General features: G+C 68.6%; 12 protein-coding genes and 1 pseudogene. 7 read left to right on the forward strand and 6 right to left on the reverse strand.

Features of this window, described 5'->3' with window-relative positions:
• Positions 1 to 253: 253 nt before the first annotated feature.
• Complete coding sequence (gene rbsK / locus HMPREF0975_RS01655; protein ID WP_009232363.1) at positions 254 to 1,222, reverse strand: ribokinase; 969 nt, start codon at positions 1,220 to 1,222, stop codon at positions 254 to 256.
• A gap of 230 nt (positions 1,223 to 1,452) precedes the next feature.
• Between rbsK and HMPREF0975_RS01660 the strand changes: the two genes are divergently transcribed.
• The 7 genes from HMPREF0975_RS01660 to HMPREF0975_RS01690 all read left to right on the forward strand — a co-directional run bounded on the left by HMPREF0975_RS01660 (position 1,453) and on the right by HMPREF0975_RS01690 (position 9,054).
• Positions 1,453 to 2,691 carry a cysteine desulfurase family protein gene (locus HMPREF0975_RS01660; protein ID WP_009232364.1) on the forward strand — a complete coding sequence of 413 codons (1,239 nt, stop codon included), beginning with the start codon at positions 1,453 to 1,455 and terminating at the stop codon, positions 2,689 to 2,691.
• Positions 2,692 to 2,726: 35 nt separating this feature from the next.
• Positions 2,727 to 3,092 carry a DUF5655 domain-containing protein gene (locus HMPREF0975_RS01665; protein WP_009232365.1) on the forward strand — a complete coding sequence of 122 codons (366 nt, stop codon included), beginning with the start codon at positions 2,727 to 2,729 and terminating at the stop codon, positions 3,090 to 3,092.
• Positions 3,093 to 3,787: 695 nt separating this feature from the next.
• Positions 3,788 to 5,170: a sensor histidine kinase gene (locus HMPREF0975_RS01670; protein ID WP_049939315.1), complete on the forward strand. Its 1,383-nt coding sequence runs from the start codon at positions 3,788 to 3,790 to the stop codon at positions 5,168 to 5,170.
• Positions 5,167 to 5,868 carry a response regulator transcription factor gene (locus HMPREF0975_RS01675; RefSeq protein WP_009232367.1) on the forward strand — a complete coding sequence of 234 codons (702 nt, stop codon included), beginning with the start codon at positions 5,167 to 5,169 and terminating at the stop codon, positions 5,866 to 5,868. Before HMPREF0975_RS01670 ends, HMPREF0975_RS01675 begins: the two co-directional genes overlap by 4 nt.
• A gap of 116 nt (positions 5,869 to 5,984) precedes the next feature.
• On the forward strand, positions 5,985 to 7,019 hold the full coding sequence (locus tag HMPREF0975_RS01680) for a DUF418 domain-containing protein (protein ID WP_009232368.1): 1,035 nt from the start codon (positions 5,985 to 5,987) through the stop codon (positions 7,017 to 7,019).
• Positions 7,020 to 7,449: 430 nt separating this feature from the next.
• Positions 7,450 to 8,637, forward strand: coding sequence for a tRNA 2-thiouridine(34) synthase MnmA (mnmA, locus tag HMPREF0975_RS01685; RefSeq protein WP_009232369.1), 1,188 nt, complete (start codon positions 7,450 to 7,452; stop codon positions 8,635 to 8,637).
• 108 nt (positions 8,638 to 8,745) lie between these two features.
• Positions 8,746 to 9,054, forward strand: a complete 309-nt coding sequence (locus HMPREF0975_RS01690) for an AbrB/MazE/SpoVT family DNA-binding domain-containing protein (protein ID WP_009232370.1) — start codon at positions 8,746 to 8,748, stop codon at positions 9,052 to 9,054.
• A gap of 45 nt (positions 9,055 to 9,099) precedes the next feature.
• Here the strand turns inward: HMPREF0975_RS01690 and HMPREF0975_RS01695 are convergent, their stop codons facing one another.
• The 5 genes and pseudogenes from HMPREF0975_RS01695 to HMPREF0975_RS01715 form a co-directional block, all read right to left on the reverse strand.
• Positions 9,100 to 9,915, reverse strand: coding sequence for a hypothetical protein (locus tag HMPREF0975_RS01695; RefSeq protein ID WP_009232371.1), 816 nt, complete (start codon positions 9,913 to 9,915; stop codon positions 9,100 to 9,102).
• Complete coding sequence (locus HMPREF0975_RS01700; protein ID WP_009232372.1) at positions 9,915 to 10,661, reverse strand: ABC transporter ATP-binding protein; 747 nt, start codon at positions 10,659 to 10,661, stop codon at positions 9,915 to 9,917. The genes HMPREF0975_RS01695 and HMPREF0975_RS01700 overlap by 1 nt, the downstream gene beginning before the upstream one ends.
• Entirely contained in the window at positions 10,658 to 11,053 is a 396-nt protein-coding gene (locus HMPREF0975_RS01705; protein ID WP_009232373.1) for a GntR family transcriptional regulator, read from the reverse strand. The genes HMPREF0975_RS01700 and HMPREF0975_RS01705 overlap by 4 nt, the downstream gene beginning before the upstream one ends.
• A 528-nt stretch (positions 11,054 to 11,581) precedes the next feature.
• The gene (locus HMPREF0975_RS01710) at positions 11,582 to 15,256 is read right to left on the reverse strand and encodes a DUF4132 domain-containing protein (RefSeq protein ID WP_009232374.1); all 3,675 of its coding nucleotides are present in this window, start codon (positions 15,254 to 15,256) and stop codon (positions 11,582 to 11,584) included.
• Between the two features lie 217 nt (positions 15,257 to 15,473).
• A pseudogene (locus HMPREF0975_RS01715) lies at positions 15,474 to 16,497 on the reverse strand (hypothetical protein); the annotation flags it as partial.

Here is a 16,497-nt window from a genome sequence, read left to right on the forward strand (position 1 = left end):
GGGGTCGGCCGCGAGGCGCTCCAGCAGCCCGGGCTCGCTGCGCCGTTCGGCGTCGCGGTCGGTGGCGGAGCGGGACAGGGCGAGCTGGTCGATGCGCATGGCCTCACTCTCCCACCCGGAGAAGAGGAGCGCACATAGGCACACCTATACGGATGGGGGAAGAGCATCGACTCCCGGCAGTGGGCCCGGTCGCGCTGCGGGCGGGCGCAGATGTCCTGCGCCGGCCTTTCATGCGGGGAGCATCGTGGAGGGCCTACCCCCGCAGGATCTCCTCGAACTCCTCTTTGGAGGCGTAGGAGGACTGAGTGCCCCGCTTGGTCACCGAGTCTGCCGAGTAGCGGTTGGCCATCTCCAGGGAGGCGGCCGTATCGCCGGTGGAGACCAGGAAGTGGCTGAAGCAGCCGATGAAGGCATCCCCCGCGCCGGTGGTGTCGCGCGCCTCGACCGCCACACCGGGAATGAGCCGGTCCTCGGTGCGGGTCATCCACAGGGCGCCGCGCGAGCCCAGAGTGACGATGACATTGGCGATGCCCACCTCCAGCAGGACCGCCGCGGCATTGCGCACGTCGTCGAGGCTGTCCACGGGCATGCCGGTCAGCAGGGACAGCTCGCTCTCATTGGGCACGATGTACTGGCAGTCGCGCACCTTCTCCAGCTCCAGGTCGGGCTGGGCCGGGGCCGGGTTGAGCAGCACGGGGATGGAGTGGCGCTTGCCCAGGGCCACCGCCTCATAGACCGTCTCCAGGGGGATCTCGAGCTGCAGGACGATGAGCCGGCAGGCGGCGATCCGGGCCTCAGCCCGACGCACATCCTGCGGACTGAGCAGGGCGTTGGCCCCCTTGACGATGAGGATGGAGTTGCGCGACTCCTCATCGACGAAGATCGGCGCCACCCCGCTGGCGGCCTCGGTGGACAGGACATGGGTGGTATCGATGCCGTTGCGCCGGTAGTTCTCGATAGTGCTCTCGGCGAAGAGGTCATTGCCGACCCGGGTGAGCATGAGCACCCGTGAGCCCAGTCTGGAGGCGCTGACTGCCTGGTTGGCGCCCTTGCCGCCGAAGCCCATGGCGAAGTCGGGCGCCTCTACGGTCTCGCCCTCGCCGGGCATGCGGGTGATGTAGGTGATGAGATCCATATTGCTGGACCCGATGACGGCGATGTCGTTGCCGTCCCCGTCGGCACTGCTCGCGGCGCCTGTGAGGTTGGTGCGATCGGCTGCCATGTCAGTTCTCCTTGAGTCCCGTGGTCATAGTGAAGGACCGGCTCTCGCCCGCCCCGAGCATGATGAGGGCGCCCGCCTCCCCGCGCTCGGCGCCCTACTCCAGCCCGTCCACCCTAATGGCCCGCCCCTGCCCCGCAGCGCATCTCCAGGCGGGTTCTGGCCGGCCATCCCCGAGTTGTCCGTATGATCCCGTTGGCCCCGATCCGAAGATGTGCAACTAGGGTGGAGGCATGCCCGCGCGCGCCTACCTCGATCACGCCGCCTCCAGCCCTATCCGCCCCCAGGTGGCCGAGCAGATGGCACAGGATTTGGCCGAGGGGCTGGGCGGGTGGGCCAATCCCAGCTCCCAGCACGCCTCAGGCCGGCGGGTCGCGGGTCTGCTGGCCCAGGCGCGCGCCAGGATCGCCCAGGCCCTCGGGGTTAACGCCCATGAGGTGGTCCTGACTTCCGGCGGCACCGAGGCCAGCGCGCTGGTGATCGCCGGCCGGGCGCGCGCCGTGCCCGGCGGGCGATTGGTGGTCTCCCCCATCGAGCATCCGGCGGTGCTGGAATCCGCGCGCACCGCCGCCGAGCAGCTGGGTGCGGATGTGAGCGTGCTGGAGGTCGACGGCGCCGGTCGAGTGGTCCTCGGGTCTGTGGCCGCTGCGCTCGCGCCCTCTGGTCAGGATCCTGCTGCGCCGGTGAGCCTGGTGTCGGTCATGGCGGCCAATAATGAGACCGGGGTGGTCCAGGACATGGCTGCGGTGGTCGGCGAGGTGCGCCGCGCCACGGGGGTCGAGCGCCCCGGGCGGCCTGGCTACGTGCCGGTGCACTCCGATGTCGTGGCGGCCCTGGGCAAGACGGCCGTGGACTTCCACGGGTGGGGGCTGGATGCCATGAGCCTGAGCGGCCACAAGCTGGGCGCGCCGGTAGGGGTGGGAGCTCTGGTGGTTCGCCGCGATCTGGAGCTGAGGCCGGTGACGGGCGGGGGTGGCCAGGAGCGGGGCATCCGCTCGGGCACGCAGGATGTCGTGGGGGCCCGGGCCCTGGCACTGGCCGTGGAGCTGGCGGTGGGCGAGCGCGAGGCTGAGGCTGCGCGCCTGGGAGCGCTGCGGGACAGGCTCCTGCAGGCGGTCGCTGCCCTGGATGGCGTGCATGCCACGCTCCCTGCGGGGGTTGCTCACCTGCCCTCGACCGCCCACCTGTGGTTCGAGGATGCGCAGGCCGAGGCGCTGCTCATGGCCCTGGATATGGCGGGTATTGATGCATCGGCGGGATCGGCCTGTCACGCCGGGGTCGCTCAGCCGAGCCATGTGATGCTGGCGATGGGCTTCGAGGAGGGGCCGGCCCGCTCCACGCTGCGCTGCTCCCTGGGCCGGGAGACGAGTCCCGACGACGTCGAGCGTCTGCTCTCCGCTCTGCCCGCCGCCCGAGAGGGGGCCAGGCGCGCTTGGAAGGCAACACACAAGACGGCAGGGGAACACTTTTAACCGTATCCAAGTCAACAAGTGCCGAGGAGAATCGCATGCCAACCGCCTCGAACAAGATGATCGGCGACTTCAGCGGCAAGCCGGCATCGGCCGCCATGTACACCGCAATCGAGTCCTATGTCATGTCGCTTGGCGCCGTCACGAAGCACCTGACGGCCCAGGTGAGCTTCTCCGTCAACCGGAAGTTCCTATGGGTCTGGGCCTATGAGAAGACGGCCGACGGCACCCTGTTCCTGAACGTGAGACTCGACCGCTCCATGGAGGATCCGCACTTCCACCGCGTCGACCAAGTCAGCGCGAACAGGTGGAATCACCACGTCGTCGTCAAGACGATGGAGGCAGCGGAGAGCGGCTGGCTCAGGGACCTCATTCGCGCAGGACACGAGTTCGCCGCTCAATGAGCCTGTCTCACGTCCTCCCGCCACGTTGGGAACACGTTTGCAGTCCCCGCCGGCGAACGACGGCCGCCTCGCATCGGCGGTCCCCCGCTTGAGAATCCGGTGGTAGTCCTTCATCATCTCGACGCTGATCGTGCAGGGGCTGGGAGAAGCTGCGGGCGTCAATGGCGTACTCGTCAGTCATGACAGTTCCTTCCTCAGCGCCGTCCTGTGCCGGTCACCGCAAGATCCCCTGGGTTCTTCCGGTTGCCCCGTCGCGGTCGCCCTGCGATTGCCTGCCACAGTCGTAGTGACGACTACCCGTCTGCCTGAAGGAGATCCTCGTGCACGTCTTGGCCTCCCTGTCCGGCGGAGTCGACTCCGTCGTCGCGGCCGCGAGCGCCGTCGACGCGACCGGTTGTTCACCGCCTTGCCCGGTGCCCTGGAGGGGGCCGGGCGCGCCTGTGGGGTGACACATGAGGCGGCAGACGGGAATCGAAAGCCGAAATAGGGCATCTCAATTCCCGCCTGCCTCAGTGAAGTGCAGTTCCCGAAGGAACTGCAACTTGACATACGAATCACTCCTCATTGAGTTGGCCAATCGGCTTACGTCCTCATATCTACACCTGACCTACGACACATATGACACGACGATATTGCGGGTTGACTCCGGCGGCGAAACGCTGTTATCGCCCGAAACTCTCTGCCATAGTGAGGGCATGCCCAGGCAGAACAGACGCATCGTGACCCGCTGCGTGCGAGCCGTGGGCGCCGGCGTTCTCATGCTCTTCGCGATCGTGGGCACATGGCAGGTCTCCGCCGGCTCCTGGGGCATCACGGCTGGTGCCGCGCTGGCAGTCATCGTGCTGCGGTGGCGCCGAGAGAAGCCCGACGCCGTCCTCGGCGTCCATCTTGTGCTGTGCGCACTCCAGCTCGGCGTCACCGACGCCCCGCTGCCCGCGGATCTGACGATCGTCGTGTCCCTGTACGCGGCAGGCCGGTGGGGCGAACGGGAGCTCGCGCCGGTGTGGGCCATAGCCGTCGTCGTCGGCTCGACGCTGGGGGCGTGGGACTGGAACCGGGATGAGCTGGGAATCGTCCCGCTCTCCCTCTGGGCCCAGGACATGGCGCAGGCCTCCTTCGCACAGCTGTGCAGCGCCGCCATCGCCTGGGGCCTGGGAAGATTCGTGACGCAGCGCCGCCAGCTGCGGGCCAGCCGCCTGACGGCGGAGGAGCAGCGCCGGGCTGCGCACGACGCCGCGCTGCGCAACGAGATCGCCAGGGAGGTTCACGACGTCGTCGGACACGCCCTGGCGCTGATCGCCGTGCAGGCCGAGGCGGGCCACTACCTGGCGGCCGGCTCCGAGGACATCGACCTCCCCGCCGACGAGCGACTGGAGCAGGCGGCTCAGGCGCTCGGGCAGATCCGGGCGACCGCGCATTCGGCCCTGGCCGACACCCGCAGCCTGACCCGCACTCTGGCCTCTCCCCCGCAATCGAAAGAGCACCGAAGCGCCGCAGAACCCGCTGAGCCCGACGATGCCCGGCCCGCCTCCCCGGTCACCGAGACGCCGCTGCGTCCGGTCCCGAGGATCGCCGATCTGCCCAGGATCGTCGACGACGTCCGTGCGACCGGGCTGCCGGTCACCCTGTCAGTGGACGACCGGCTGATCAGTGAGGGAGAGCAGACGGGAGGCCGCAGTCCGCTCAGCGCGCAGGCGGAGCTCGCCCTGTACCGAACGACGCAGGAGTCTCTGACCAACGTGCTCAAGCACGCCGAGGCGGCCGCGGTCGAGGTGAGGCTGGAGTACCGTGACGACGAGGCTCACAAGGAGGTCGTCCTGACCGTCGCCGATCAGCCCAGCGCTCCCGGCACCGGGGTGCCTGCCCCGAGGGTCGGCGGCCGCCTCCCGTCGTCCCAGCAGAAGCCCGCGGATACCGGCGGGGGCCAGGGACTGGTGAACCTGCGCCAACGCCTGGCGGCGGTCGGCGGCTCCCTGGAGGCGGGCCCGGGCCCCGGGGGAGGATTCATCGTGCGCGCCCGCATTCCCTCCGAGGCCCCTCAGTCGACAGTCGTGAACCCAGGAGGAAAACCGATATGACCCGAACTCTGCGCATTGCGCTGGTGGACGATCAGGACCTGGTCCGTTCCGGCTTCCGCATGATTCTCGATGCCCAGAAGGACATGTGCGTGGTCGGCCAGGCCTCCGATGGCGTTGGTGTTCTTCCCATGGTCAAGGCCGCTCAGCCCGACATCGTCCTCATGGATATCAGGATGCCCACCTTGGACGGCATCTCCGCCACCCACGCGGTTCTGGACAGCCACCCCGACCTGAAGGTGCTCATCCTGACCACCTTCGATCTGGACGACTACCTCGTGGCGGCGATGCGGGCCGGGGCCTCGGGCTTCCTGCTCAAGGACTCGACGGCGCCCGAGCTCCTGGCCGGTATCCGCGCCGTGGCCCGAGGAGACTCGGTGGTGGCGCCGTCGGCCACGCGCCGGCTGCTGAAGCGGTGGTTCACCCCTGCCGGTCACACCGCAGGCCCAGCCGGCCCCTGGGAGCACGGAGCCGGCACCGTGCACAAAGACTCCATCGGTGCTCTGTCCGATCGGGAGAAGGAGATCGTCACGCTGGTCGGACGCGCCATGAGCAACGCCGAGATCGCCCAGCACCTCGTCCTGGCCGAGTCGACGATCAAGTCCCACCTCAACCGGATCCTGCACAAGCTGGAACTACGGGACCGGGCCCAGCTCATTGTGCTGGCCTACGAGAGCGGACTCGTGCGCGTGGGTGGGTAATCCGGCACCGGGTTGCGCGTCCCCGGGTTGGAAATCGCCCCGACACCTTGCAACCCCAGGTGGAAACTGGCCCTCATCAGTCACGATGACCGTCGTCGGGCTCTACGGTCGGCTCCATGAGTACCAGCAACCGGTTCCATTTCCTCGACTCCTTGCGCGGCTTCGCCGTCGCAGGCATTCTCCTCGTCAACGCCGCCGATCTCATGTGCCTGGGGTATGACGTCCCGGTCCGGCCCTTCCAAGCCATCCCGTTGGCGGAGAACGTCCTGAACTTCCTGGTGGCGACCCGCTTCGTACCGATCTTCTCCTTCATGTTCGGAATGAGCATGGGGTTCGTCATCGATTCCGCGATCCGCCGGGGCGCCCCCGCCTGGAAAATCCTGCTGCGCCGCCTGGCCGCCCTCCTGGTGATCGGGCTACTCCACTCGATCCTCTATCCCGGCGAGATACTGCGCGACTACGCTGTTGCGGGAGTCATCCTCTTGCCATTCATCCTCAAGGTCCCGCGCTCCGTGCGTCTGGTACTCGGTCTGCTGGCGACGATCGGCGCCTACGCATTCACAGGAGGAGGGGCACTATCGCTGCCCGGGCTGTTCCTTCTGGGATCGGCGGCCCAGGCCTACGGCCTTCCGGCACGGCTCGAGCACGCCGACCGTCGGATCGGAGCGGCGACGCTCGTATTCGCAGCCGCCAGTGCGGCCGCGATCCCCTGGCAGGTCGCCGAGGGCGGTGATCCCCGATTCTTCACGGCGGGAGGAGTCGCCGGAGGACTCATGGCCTGTCTCTATGTCTGCCTTCTGGCGCTGCTCTGGCGCACCCCGGTGCGGCGGGCCCTGAGCGCGGTATTCGAGCCCCTGGGCCGCATGGCGCTGACCTGCTACGTCACCGCTTCCTTCGTCATGGTGCCGGCGGGAGTGCTGCTCGATTCGCGCTCCACCCAAGACGTGATTCCCGGCCTCATCGTCGCTGCCGCAGTTCTGCCCATCCAATGGGTGTTCTGCCGTCTTTGGCTCTCCCGGTTCGCCTACGGCCCCCTGGAGTGGGCATGGCGGTGCGTCACCTGGTGGCGGTGGGTTCCGTTGCAGCGCCGGCAATCGAAACAACTCGATCCGGTCAGCTACGTGCCGGGGACGACGGCCGGGATAGCGTAGCTCTCCGAATGTATGAGCTCGACCGGCAGTCCTCAGGTTCTAGGGGACTACCGGCGCTCCCGCTTCTTCGTCGACCGCCTCCGGCCGCCCACCACAATCAGAATGATCAGCAGCGGCAGCAGGACCAAGACAGCTATCGAAAGAACGAACCATAAATTAAACACTGCGCCTCCTTCTTGAAGAAACAAACCTGAATGCGATTGACACGGACGACCGAACCAGTGGCAGTCCCTCGTCATCTCAACGCTGATCGCGCAGCATCCGGGCGGAGCTGCGGGAATCGACGGCGTACTCGTCAGTCATCACCCCCTTCCTCTCCACCACCCTATGCCGGTCACCACAACGTCGCCTGTGTTCTCCCGGTTCCCCCATCGCCGTCGACCTGCGGTAGCCTGCCACGGCCGTAGCCGTAGCTGTGAAGGAGACCCCCGTGCGCGTCCTGGCCGCCCTGTCCGGCGGAGTCGACTCCGCCGTCGCGGCCGCGCGCGCCGTCGACGCCGGGCACGAGGTCGTCGGGGTCCACATGGCCCTGACCCGCAACCGGGCCCAGACCCGTACGGGATCGCGCGGCTGCTGCTCCATCGAGGACTCCGCCGACGCCCGCTGGGCCGCCCAGATCCTGGGTATCCCCTTCTACGTGTGGGACCTGTCCGAGGAGTTCGAAGAGCGCGTCGTGGCCGACTTCCTCGACGAGTACCGCGCCGGGCGCACCCCCAACCCCTGCGTGCGCTGCAACGAGCGCGTCAAGTTCGACGCCCTCCTGGAGCGCGCCCTGGCCCTGGGCTTCGACGCCGTCGCCACCGGCCACTACGCGCGCTTAAGCGGCGGCGCCGCCTCCGGCCGCCCCGGCGACACTTCCGGCCTGATCCTGCGCCGCGCCGTCGACGCCGCCAAGGACCAGTCCTATGTGCTGGCGGTCTCCGGCCGCGAGGGCCTGGCCCGCGCCCTCTTCCCGCTGGGCGACGCGCCCTCCAAGGCACAGGTGCGCGCCGAGGCCGAGGCCCGCAGTCTACCGGTGGCTTCCAAGCCGGACTCCTACGACATCTGCTTCGTGGCCGACGGCGACACGAGAGGCTTCCTGACCCGCTCGCTCGGCGCCCACGAGGGCGCCATGGTCTCGCCCGACGGCGAGGTCCTGGGTACCCACCAGGGCTACTTCGGCTTCACCGTCGGCCAGCGCAAGGGCCTGGGCCTGTCCCGCCCGGCCGACGACGGCCGCCCCCGCTACGTCATCGAGACCCGCCCGGCCACCAACGAGGTGGTCGTTGGCCCGGAGGAGCTGCTCAGCCGTACCACGGTCGACGGCGACGGGCTCGTCCTGCTGGCCGAGCCCGAGCCGCTCGCCGATCTGCCCATCAACGCCGCATCCGCCCCCAACGACTCCCCCGCCGTCGGCTGGCAGGAGGCCAGCGTCCAGGTGCGCGCCCACGGCCGCCCGGTTCCGGCAAAGGTCCGCGTCGATGAGGCATCGGGCCTCCTGAACGCCGAGCTGAACACCCCCCTGCGCGGCGTCGCCGCCGGTCAGAGCCTGGTCGTCTACGGCGGTGCCGACGGCGATCAGGTCCTCGCCCAGGCCACCGTCGCCTCCGCTCGGGCCTCCGGCCGGGCCGTCGCCTGACAGCCCGGCCGCCCCTTGGGCTCCCACCGCGCCGTCATCGCGCGGAAGAGCTAGGGTTAAGGGGAATCCCGGAGCCCAACAGCACCAGCAGGAAAGGGACCTCCCACTATGCCAGCCGACACGCCCGCCGACTCTCCGTCGGACAAGCAGCCCGGCGCCCCGTCCGATCTCCCTGCCCAGAATCCGGGGCGCTACATCGCCACCGTCAAGCTCGGCCCCAAGTCGCAGATCGTCATCCCCAAGGAGGTCCGGGAGATCTTCAACCTGGCCCCGGGGGACAGCCTGCTCCTCCTGGCGGACCGCGCCCAGGGAATCGCCCTGGTGAACCCGGCCGACTATGCCGACGTCGTCGCGGCCGCCTTCGACGCGGCCGCGCCCAAAATCGGCGACGCGACGGTGCCCGGGGCCACGGAGTAGTCACCGCGCCCCGGGCACACGTGCGCCGGGCTCATCGGGCAGCGATCAGCGCAGGCAGGTGTGCCGCTCGATCGCTCGCACCGCCCACCAGACCAGGATTGCGACCAGAATCAGCGCCGCCACTGGGGAACCGATTCCCACCAGCTGCGGTTCCTGGTTCGTGCGGATAGCCTCAATGAACTGCGGGAGCATCATGCGTGTGACGATCCGCCCGCTGGTCACATCGAGCGACAGCGGCAGCAGCATCGTGGCGACCAGGGCCACGAGCTGGTTGACCGTGTACAGGATGACCAGGCCGGCTGCGGGCGCCCCGAAACCGAACCGGTTCCAGCGCCCCTGCGCCCCGATGCTCATCACCGCGGCGACCTCAATGATCGTCGCGACGACGCCCTCCACCATGGTCAGCCCGTAGAAGACGAGCATGTCGGTTCCCACCATGCTGATCAGCTGACGCACCGGTTCGAAAAACTCTCCCAGCGTGATACCGAGCAGGTGCGCGTAGGCAGCGAACCAGCCGACCATCAGGAGCGTCGCCACCGCGACCGACGCCAGCACCGCAATGACGGCGTACAGCGTCTTGGCGGCGAACAAGGTGCGTCCCCTCACCGGCAGGCTCATGGTGAGATAGCCGCGGGCGCCGTACATGGAAGCCCAGTACTCGATACCGATCTGGACGCTCACGACGGCGGGCATGGCCACGAGCGCCACGAACGCGGCAACAAGCAGCATCGAGGAGAGCACGGGAAGCTCGAGCAGGCTCAGAAGTATGGAGCCGACGGCGATGACCGCCACGATCCCCACGACTCCTGCATTGCGCCGAGCCTGGGTACGGGCCTCTTCCATGAGCAGTGTGGTGAACATCAGTGGTACTCCTTCCTGAACAGGGTGTCCAGGCTCATACCGTGATCCTGGCGCAGGTCATCGGCGTCACCGGCCATCAGCAGGCGGCCGTCCTTGAGGAAGACGGCGGAGTCGATGATGGGTTCGACGTCGGCAATGAGGTGGGTGGAGATCAGCATGAGAGCCTCGGGGTTGAAGTCGCGCAGGATGCCGTCGAGGATGACGTCACGGGCGGCGGGATCGACTCCGGAGATTGGCTCATCGAGGAGATAGACGCGGACCCGGCGCGACATGGCCAGGCTGATGCGCAGCTTCTCCCCCATGCCCTTGCTCATCTCCTTGAGGGTGCGGTGAGTCGGCAGGTTGAAGAAGCGCACGAGCTCGGCGGCCTTGTCCGCGTCGAAGTCGGAGAAGAATCGCCGGTACTGGGCGATGGCGGCCGGGGCGGTCAGACCGGGGGCCAGGAAGCTCGCATCGGGGAGGAAGGAGACGAGCGCCTTGGACTCGGGACCGGGATCGTGTCCGGCGATACGGACCCGGCCGTCGTAGTCGGCCAGGACTCCGGCCAGGATCTTGAGCAGTGTGGTCTTGCCCGAGCCGTTGGAGCCCATGAGGCCGATGATCCGCCCGGGAGGCAGCTCGAGACTCAGCCCGTCCAGCGCAGGCAGGCCCCGGAAGGTCTTGGTGAGGTTCTCGACGACGACCAGCGGTGCGGCGCCGTCGAGGGAGGGGATGGTGGTGGTTGTGCTGAGGGTCTGTGCGCTCATGACGCATCTCCTGTTGTCTGGCGGCCCTGGCGGTCCGGGGCCCACCAGCGCTCGGTGAGGAGCGCCGTGGTCTGGTCCAGGTCCATGCCGATGGCGGTGAGGGTGTCGATGTAGGCGTCCGTGGCCCCGGAGGCCAGGTTCCGGCGAACGAAGTTGATGACGCTTTTCCTGGTGGTGACGAAGCGCCCGGCAGTCCGTTCTGCCGCGGTGAGCCCCTCGCGATCCAGCGCGCCCAGCGCCCGCTGGACGGTGTTGGGGTTGACGCCGGTGTCCGCGGCGAGCTCGCGCACGCTGGGAACCTTGGTGCCCGGGGGCCACTGGCCGGAGACGATCCGGCGGCGGAAGACGTCGGCCAGCTGAACCCAGATCGGACGGGAGTCGTCGAGATCCATGGCTCTCCTAGTGGTCGGGTACGGGTACTGCTCATGAGCACAGCACAGGCGACCTCATCAGACCGCCTGTATTACTGCACTAATACAGTGACACAGAGGGGAGGTACCGTCAAGCCGAACGGCGGCGGACTCACCGTTTCGCACTCCCTCATCCCGGCTATGGGCCATCTAGGCCATGCGAGCTACCGGAAACCCGGCCACCGGTGGCCGGCGAATAGCACTCGCAACAGCGGAGCCGGCCAGGCGCGCCCCATACGCATGGCCTCGTACAGACGCCCCCTCCGGACCTTGAGGACAGCGGCCGCCTCCTTGCGGGTCGGAGTCGGACGGCGCCTGGCCCGGGCCGCGACCTCGCTGTCCTCAGTTGTCCTCACTCTTGCGGGCGGCGTGCGGGCGCGAGATGTCGTCGAGAATCGTGAGGCCGGCTCCAGGACCTCGGGGACGGCTGGGAAGTGGCCGAGCGCCCATAGCACTCGGGGCGGGAAGGACCTGGATCCTTCCCGCCCCGAACCACGTCCTCGAACACGATCAGATCAACCTGGTTTTGTTCTCCCAGTTCGGGTCGAATGCCCCCAGCGCGGCGAGGGCCGCGTAGTCCGCGTAGCACTCGGCCAGCAGTACCGGGGGCACCGAGGACAGTGAGAGCGTCCGGTACCCGCTCCTGAAGGTGAGGTCTCGGGTGGCGCAGGTGATCTTGTCCTCGGGCAGGTTGGAGCCGGTGAACCGGATGGTGGCGCTCAGCCCGGCCGAGGTGAACTCCTTGACGTAGTCGTCGAACCAGCTGCCGTCCACCGGGGCGCCGCGCTCGTAGCCGCGTTTGGTCGCCGTCGTACGGAACGCGAAAGTGTCCGTGAGATGCCCTTCCAGGTCGGTGAAGGCCTTCTGCCCGGGCTCGATCTCGGGGGCGGTGGCCGTCAACTGATCGAATAGGGGCGTCACCTCGTAGTCGGCCAGGTGCTCGCGCCAGGCGCTGCACTGACTCTGGCTGAGCATGGTTCCGTAGGCGAGCGCGATGTCGGCGTCGTCGGGAAGATCGATCGTGGAGTCATCGACGCCGATGAGGGCGCCGTCCTCGGCGAGCCGGAATGTTGTGGACACGGCATCGTCGGCGCGGATCACAGCCCAGATGAGGCGGGTGCAGAGCTGCCTCATGAGAGGGTGGGCCGCCAGCGACTCGCGCCACTGGGCCCCTTTCCAGGTCCGTCCCGCGCACATGGCCTCGTACAGGCGCCCCTTCTGGAGGGTCAGGACAGCCTTGGCCTCCTTGCGGGCGGCCGTCAGCTGCTTCTTGGCGGCCTTGACGAGCCCCTCGTCCTCACCCACCCGGGCGGCGGGCAGGGAGGCGTATGTCTTTCCGTCGGCGTCGGACAGCGCGATCCTGAGCTCAGGGGTCACGCGCCCGGTCAAATCCCGGGTCCCGTAGGACAGGTGCAGGAGGCCGTCATCGTCGAATCCTGCCGTCGGTACGGTCCGGTCGGCGAGCTCGTCATCGCTCCATCCGCGCTCCTCGGCAACCGCCCTGGCGAGGTCGCCTGCGGTGGCCTGAATGCCCCGCATCTTGTGCCGCCGCGCGATGCTCAGAAGCACATGCAGCGTCTCGTTGCTGGAGTGGGCGTACAGGCAGTGGACCAGCGCGTCGAACTGGGCGCGCCGACCGGGGTTGTCCCGCATGAAGGCGCGCACGAAGGCCGCCAGCTCCCCGCCGTCCATACGCACCGAGAAGGCGAGCAGGCCCTTGCTGGCCACGGCCGATCCCAGATACTCGCGCTGGTGGCGTGCGAAGGCGGCGGCGATCCGCGCCTCCAGCGGCACTGCCGCCTCCTCCTCGGCCTCCTTGAGGAAGCGCGCCTGAGCGGCGCTCTGCCGGCACCGTCGCAGCCAGGCCTGCGCCCGGTCGTGCTCCTGCCGCCCCACCCTGTCCGCGTGTTCCCGGCTGTCCTCCACCGCGGGGTGACGGGTGTCCTGGGCCGCCCAGGCACGGGTGACGTGGGCGGCCAGGACGGCGGCGTCGCACGGATCCAGCAGGGAGAGGTAGAAGTCGATCGGCCCCCTGCCGTCGGGGTTCTTCAGCTTCTCGGCGATCGTGACCCACCACTGGACGATCTGCGGCTCGACGTCGGAGCCGTCCCTCCAGCGCACTGCCGGCAGGGAGCCCATGTGAAACCATCGCAGCGACGGGGCTCTCTTGGCCTTGAGGCCCTCGGCGGCCTCGGCACTTAGGACCGACGGGGAGAGGAACTCGTCCTTGTCGGCGCCGCAGTCGCGCAGCGCCGCCAGGAGCGCCGCTCGGGGTACGGGTTTCTTCTCCTTGAGTAGCGCGGTCCGCAGGGGTTCGATGGAGGCGGGATCAGCCAGGGAGCGGATCCAGTCCGCCGCCCAGGATCGCACCTCCTGGGACTTCGATGTCAGGGACTGTTCGGCTAGCTCGTGCGCCCGCGGGTAGGTGCGCAGGGCCTGTTGCGCCAGGGGCCGGTTGACCTTCGAGGACCCGAGGGCGATCGCGCCGACAGGGATCCTGAGCTCGGCCGGGATGCGGGGGAACTGGGCCAGGATCTTCAAGGCATCGGCGATGCGAGCCGGGTTGTCGAGGGCCTCGCGCAGCAGCTCGGGATGTTCGGCGCACCACGGCCACGCCAGCCGCGGAGGCGTTCCGGAGACAATGGCGGCGGACATCTCCTCGATGGCCTCATCGACTTCGTGGCTGCTCAGGCCGAGGTTGTCGATCAGGCGCAGGAGCACTCGCGGGTCGATATCGCACTCCACGCAGTAGCGCACAGCGAGGAAGTAGGGCTTGAGAACGTGGGCGCGGATGAGGCGCAGAACATGGGCGGGGTTCAGGTGCGGGGCGCAGTCGATGATCCACCACATATCTCCGAAGCGGTGGCGCATGAAGATCGGAAGCTTCCGCTTCCTTCCCTCGGCCACCGCCACCAGCTTCTCAAGTGCGGACTGCGAGGCCCGGTCGGCCCTGGCGTCCCAGGAGTCCGAGCGCCGTATGACCTGCTCGACGACTCGGCGCAGCTCAGCGGGCTCGGCAACGGCCGCATTCGGGTCGATCACGGGCAGGGGCGCGAGCTCGACCGTCTCCTCGTCCTGGGAGTCACCATCGCCCTCACCGGTACTCCCACCAGTGGCGTCGGTATCGAGGATCGCCCGGTTGGCCTGCCTGCGGGCCATCATGTCACCCAGCCGCTTGTTGGAGCCGGCCGCCTGAGCGAGCAGTTCCTCTCCACCCTCGACGGTCAACAGGAAGTCCTCCAGCTCTGCGGCGTAGGACGGCCGCGCCGTGGCCAGTGCCGGTGCCAGTACCTGACGGCACGTCGATGCATCCAGGCCCTTCAGGATGTCGATAGCCTCCTTGCGCAGCCTCTTGGATGAGCCGACGGCGAGTGCACCGACCAGGTGGGCTCCGGCGAGTGCCCATGGCGCATCGGCCCTGGCGCAGGCCAGCACCCGGGCTCGTTCTTCAAGGCTCAGCTGGTCCATCAGCTCCGTGGGCAGCTCACGGGCGTGCTCGGTGAGATAGTCCAGTACTCCGGGCAGGGCCACAGGCAGGAGACGGTGGGAGGTGAACCCGTCGCGCCTGGCTCCCCCGCTCTCGGCGAAGGCGAGGAGGAAGATCGCGGCGGGAAAGTCCTCGGGGCCGAGGCCGCCGTCATCGAGGAGGGCCGTAAGACGCGAGAGGTCCCATCCGGGCCGCATGGCGGCCATCACCGAGGCGCTCGACAACGGCTCGTCCAGGACTCGGCGCGCCCTCGGGTCGTGCTCGCGTGCGATGGCGGAGCAGCTGAGCATGTCTGCGGTCAACCGGGATAACCAGGCCGGGAACATGGTGAGCGCCGGACTCTCCTTCTGCGAGCCGACTTGATCGATCGCCTCCAGTAGGCGTCCCAATCGCCCCCACTGCTCGGTGGTCAGGGCATTGCTGCTGTACAAGCTGTCTCGCCGTCCAGTCCCTGAGGTCGCCGGGGCCTCGTCCTCCTGCCTGAGGTCCTGAAGCACTGAACTCCAGGAGGTGACCTGCGCACTCGCCGAGCTGGTCCCGGAACCGGCCGGGCAGGAGCCGATGGCGTCCAGGATCTGCGGGTCCTCGCCGGAAATGACGTAGTCGACCGCGCGCCGGTGCATGTCCTGCCCCGCATTCTTCAGCGGTTCCAGGGCCCGGGAGACGAGCCTGCGTGCCGGGGATGCGAGTGCGAACATTGTTGTGCCCCCTGGTTCTTCTCTGCTGTTCGGCATCGCGCCGCGACGGTTCCTGCGAGGTGATCTCGCTCGTGGTCCCCCTCCGCCCCGATTCACGGAGACACTCGGAGGTTAGCGAGCCGCGTGCTCCCCGTCAGCCCCGATACCCGGGGGAGCACTCCCCCGGCTCCGGCGAGCGGCACCAGTGGGACCGGTGATATCAGCGCGCTCAGCGGTATCAGCGCGTCAAGGCGTCGAGCCGGTCGACGACGGCGCAGGCCCGCAGTACGGCACCGGGGCTCGGCCGGTTGTCCACCTCGGCGAGCACGGCCGCCAGGGTGGTGAGCTGGAGGTCATCGGCCATGCGAGCGCGCGTGCGCAGCACGTGCGCCACCATGCCTGTGGGACGAGTCGTCCCGGAGGCCGCGAGCGCAGTGAGCGCCTCGTGCACGTCCAGGGCCAGCGCCCGCATCGGCGTCCGGCCCGTCCCGTTCTTATCCGGTGCTTGGGTGCGCATCCGGCTGTGCATCTGCTCCGTACGTCGGCGCAGCCGGCGGTACTCCCGGTTGGAGGCGCTGCGTGAAGGAGGGAAGGTTGTCGCCAGAAGGCAGATCCGGCCGTGCTCGCGCACGAAGACACCAGCCGGGCGGTCGCCCTCGACGGTGATGGCGTGCACCTGAAGCTCGCGGGACAGCACGTCGGAGACCATCTGCATCTCCCGACCGCCGACCTCCATGGTCAGCAGATGCCTGTGCCCATCGGTGCTCGTCACCGGCCACAGGTAGCGCTGGTGGACCTCGTCGATGTCGATCGGTCCCAGGCCGTCCTTGGCGACCATGATCAGACGGACCCGGGCCACGGGGGCTTCGAAGCGGGCGGCCTCCGGCCCGGAGCAGACCTGTTGAAGACGTTCGGCCACGGCTTCCAGGTCGACGTCGTCGTAGTCGGCCTCCCCGCTGCGGCGGGTGACGGCAGTGCGGCTGGAGGGGGCCAGGGCGCCGTCGGGCCGGCGCGCGGCGCCCGTCAGACGCAAGGGGCCAGACAGGATGTTCTTCACCGAGGTGCCCCACAGGAGGGTCGCGTCCTCGGAGTAGCGGAAGGCCGCATCGACCCCGGCGGCTCGTCCGGTGGTGACCGCCTCCGGTCGGCCGTTGTCCAGATCCCAGAGCCTGATGGTCAGTCCTCGGCTTCCCGAGGGGGTCGTCCACCAGGTGGCGCTCAGTGGTAGCAGCAGGCCGGTCTCGGCCGTCTCGGTGTCGGCC

This window comes from Actinomyces sp. oral taxon 849 str. F0330 (assembly GCF_000239715.1).
In the GTDB taxonomy this organism is placed as follows: Bacteria; Actinomycetota; Actinomycetes; order Actinomycetales; family Actinomycetaceae; genus Actinomyces; species Actinomyces johnsonii.

Coding starts and splice junctions, on each gene's coding strand:
- HMPREF0975_RS01690 (WP_009232370.1), top strand. CDS start 8,746: ATGCCAGCCGACACGCCCGCCGACTCTCCGTCGGACAAGCAGCCCGGC.
- HMPREF0975_RS01665 (WP_009232365.1), top strand. CDS start 2,727: ATGCCAACCGCCTCGAACAAGATGATCGGCGACTTCAGCGGCAAGCCG.
- HMPREF0975_RS01710 (WP_009232374.1), bottom strand. CDS start 15,256: ATGTTCGCACTCGCATCCCCGGCACGCAGGCTCGTCTCCCGGGCCCTG.
- HMPREF0975_RS01680 (WP_009232368.1), top strand. CDS start 5,985: ATGAGTACCAGCAACCGGTTCCATTTCCTCGACTCCTTGCGCGGCTTC.
- HMPREF0975_RS01700 (WP_009232372.1), bottom strand. CDS start 10,661: ATGAGCGCACAGACCCTCAGCACAACCACCACCATCCCCTCCCTCGAC.
- HMPREF0975_RS01670 (WP_049939315.1), top strand. CDS start 3,788: ATGCCCAGGCAGAACAGACGCATCGTGACCCGCTGCGTGCGAGCCGTG.
- HMPREF0975_RS01660 (WP_009232364.1), top strand. CDS start 1,453: ATGCCCGCGCGCGCCTACCTCGATCACGCCGCCTCCAGCCCTATCCGC.
- HMPREF0975_RS01695 (WP_009232371.1), bottom strand. CDS start 9,915: ATGTTCACCACACTGCTCATGGAAGAGGCCCGTACCCAGGCTCGGCGC.
- HMPREF0975_RS01675 (WP_009232367.1), top strand. CDS start 5,167: ATGACCCGAACTCTGCGCATTGCGCTGGTGGACGATCAGGACCTGGTC.
- rbsK (WP_009232363.1), bottom strand. CDS start 1,222: ATGGCAGCCGATCGCACCAACCTCACAGGCGCCGCGAGCAGTGCCGAC.
- HMPREF0975_RS01705 (WP_009232373.1), bottom strand. CDS start 11,053: ATGGATCTCGACGACTCCCGTCCGATCTGGGTTCAGCTGGCCGACGTC.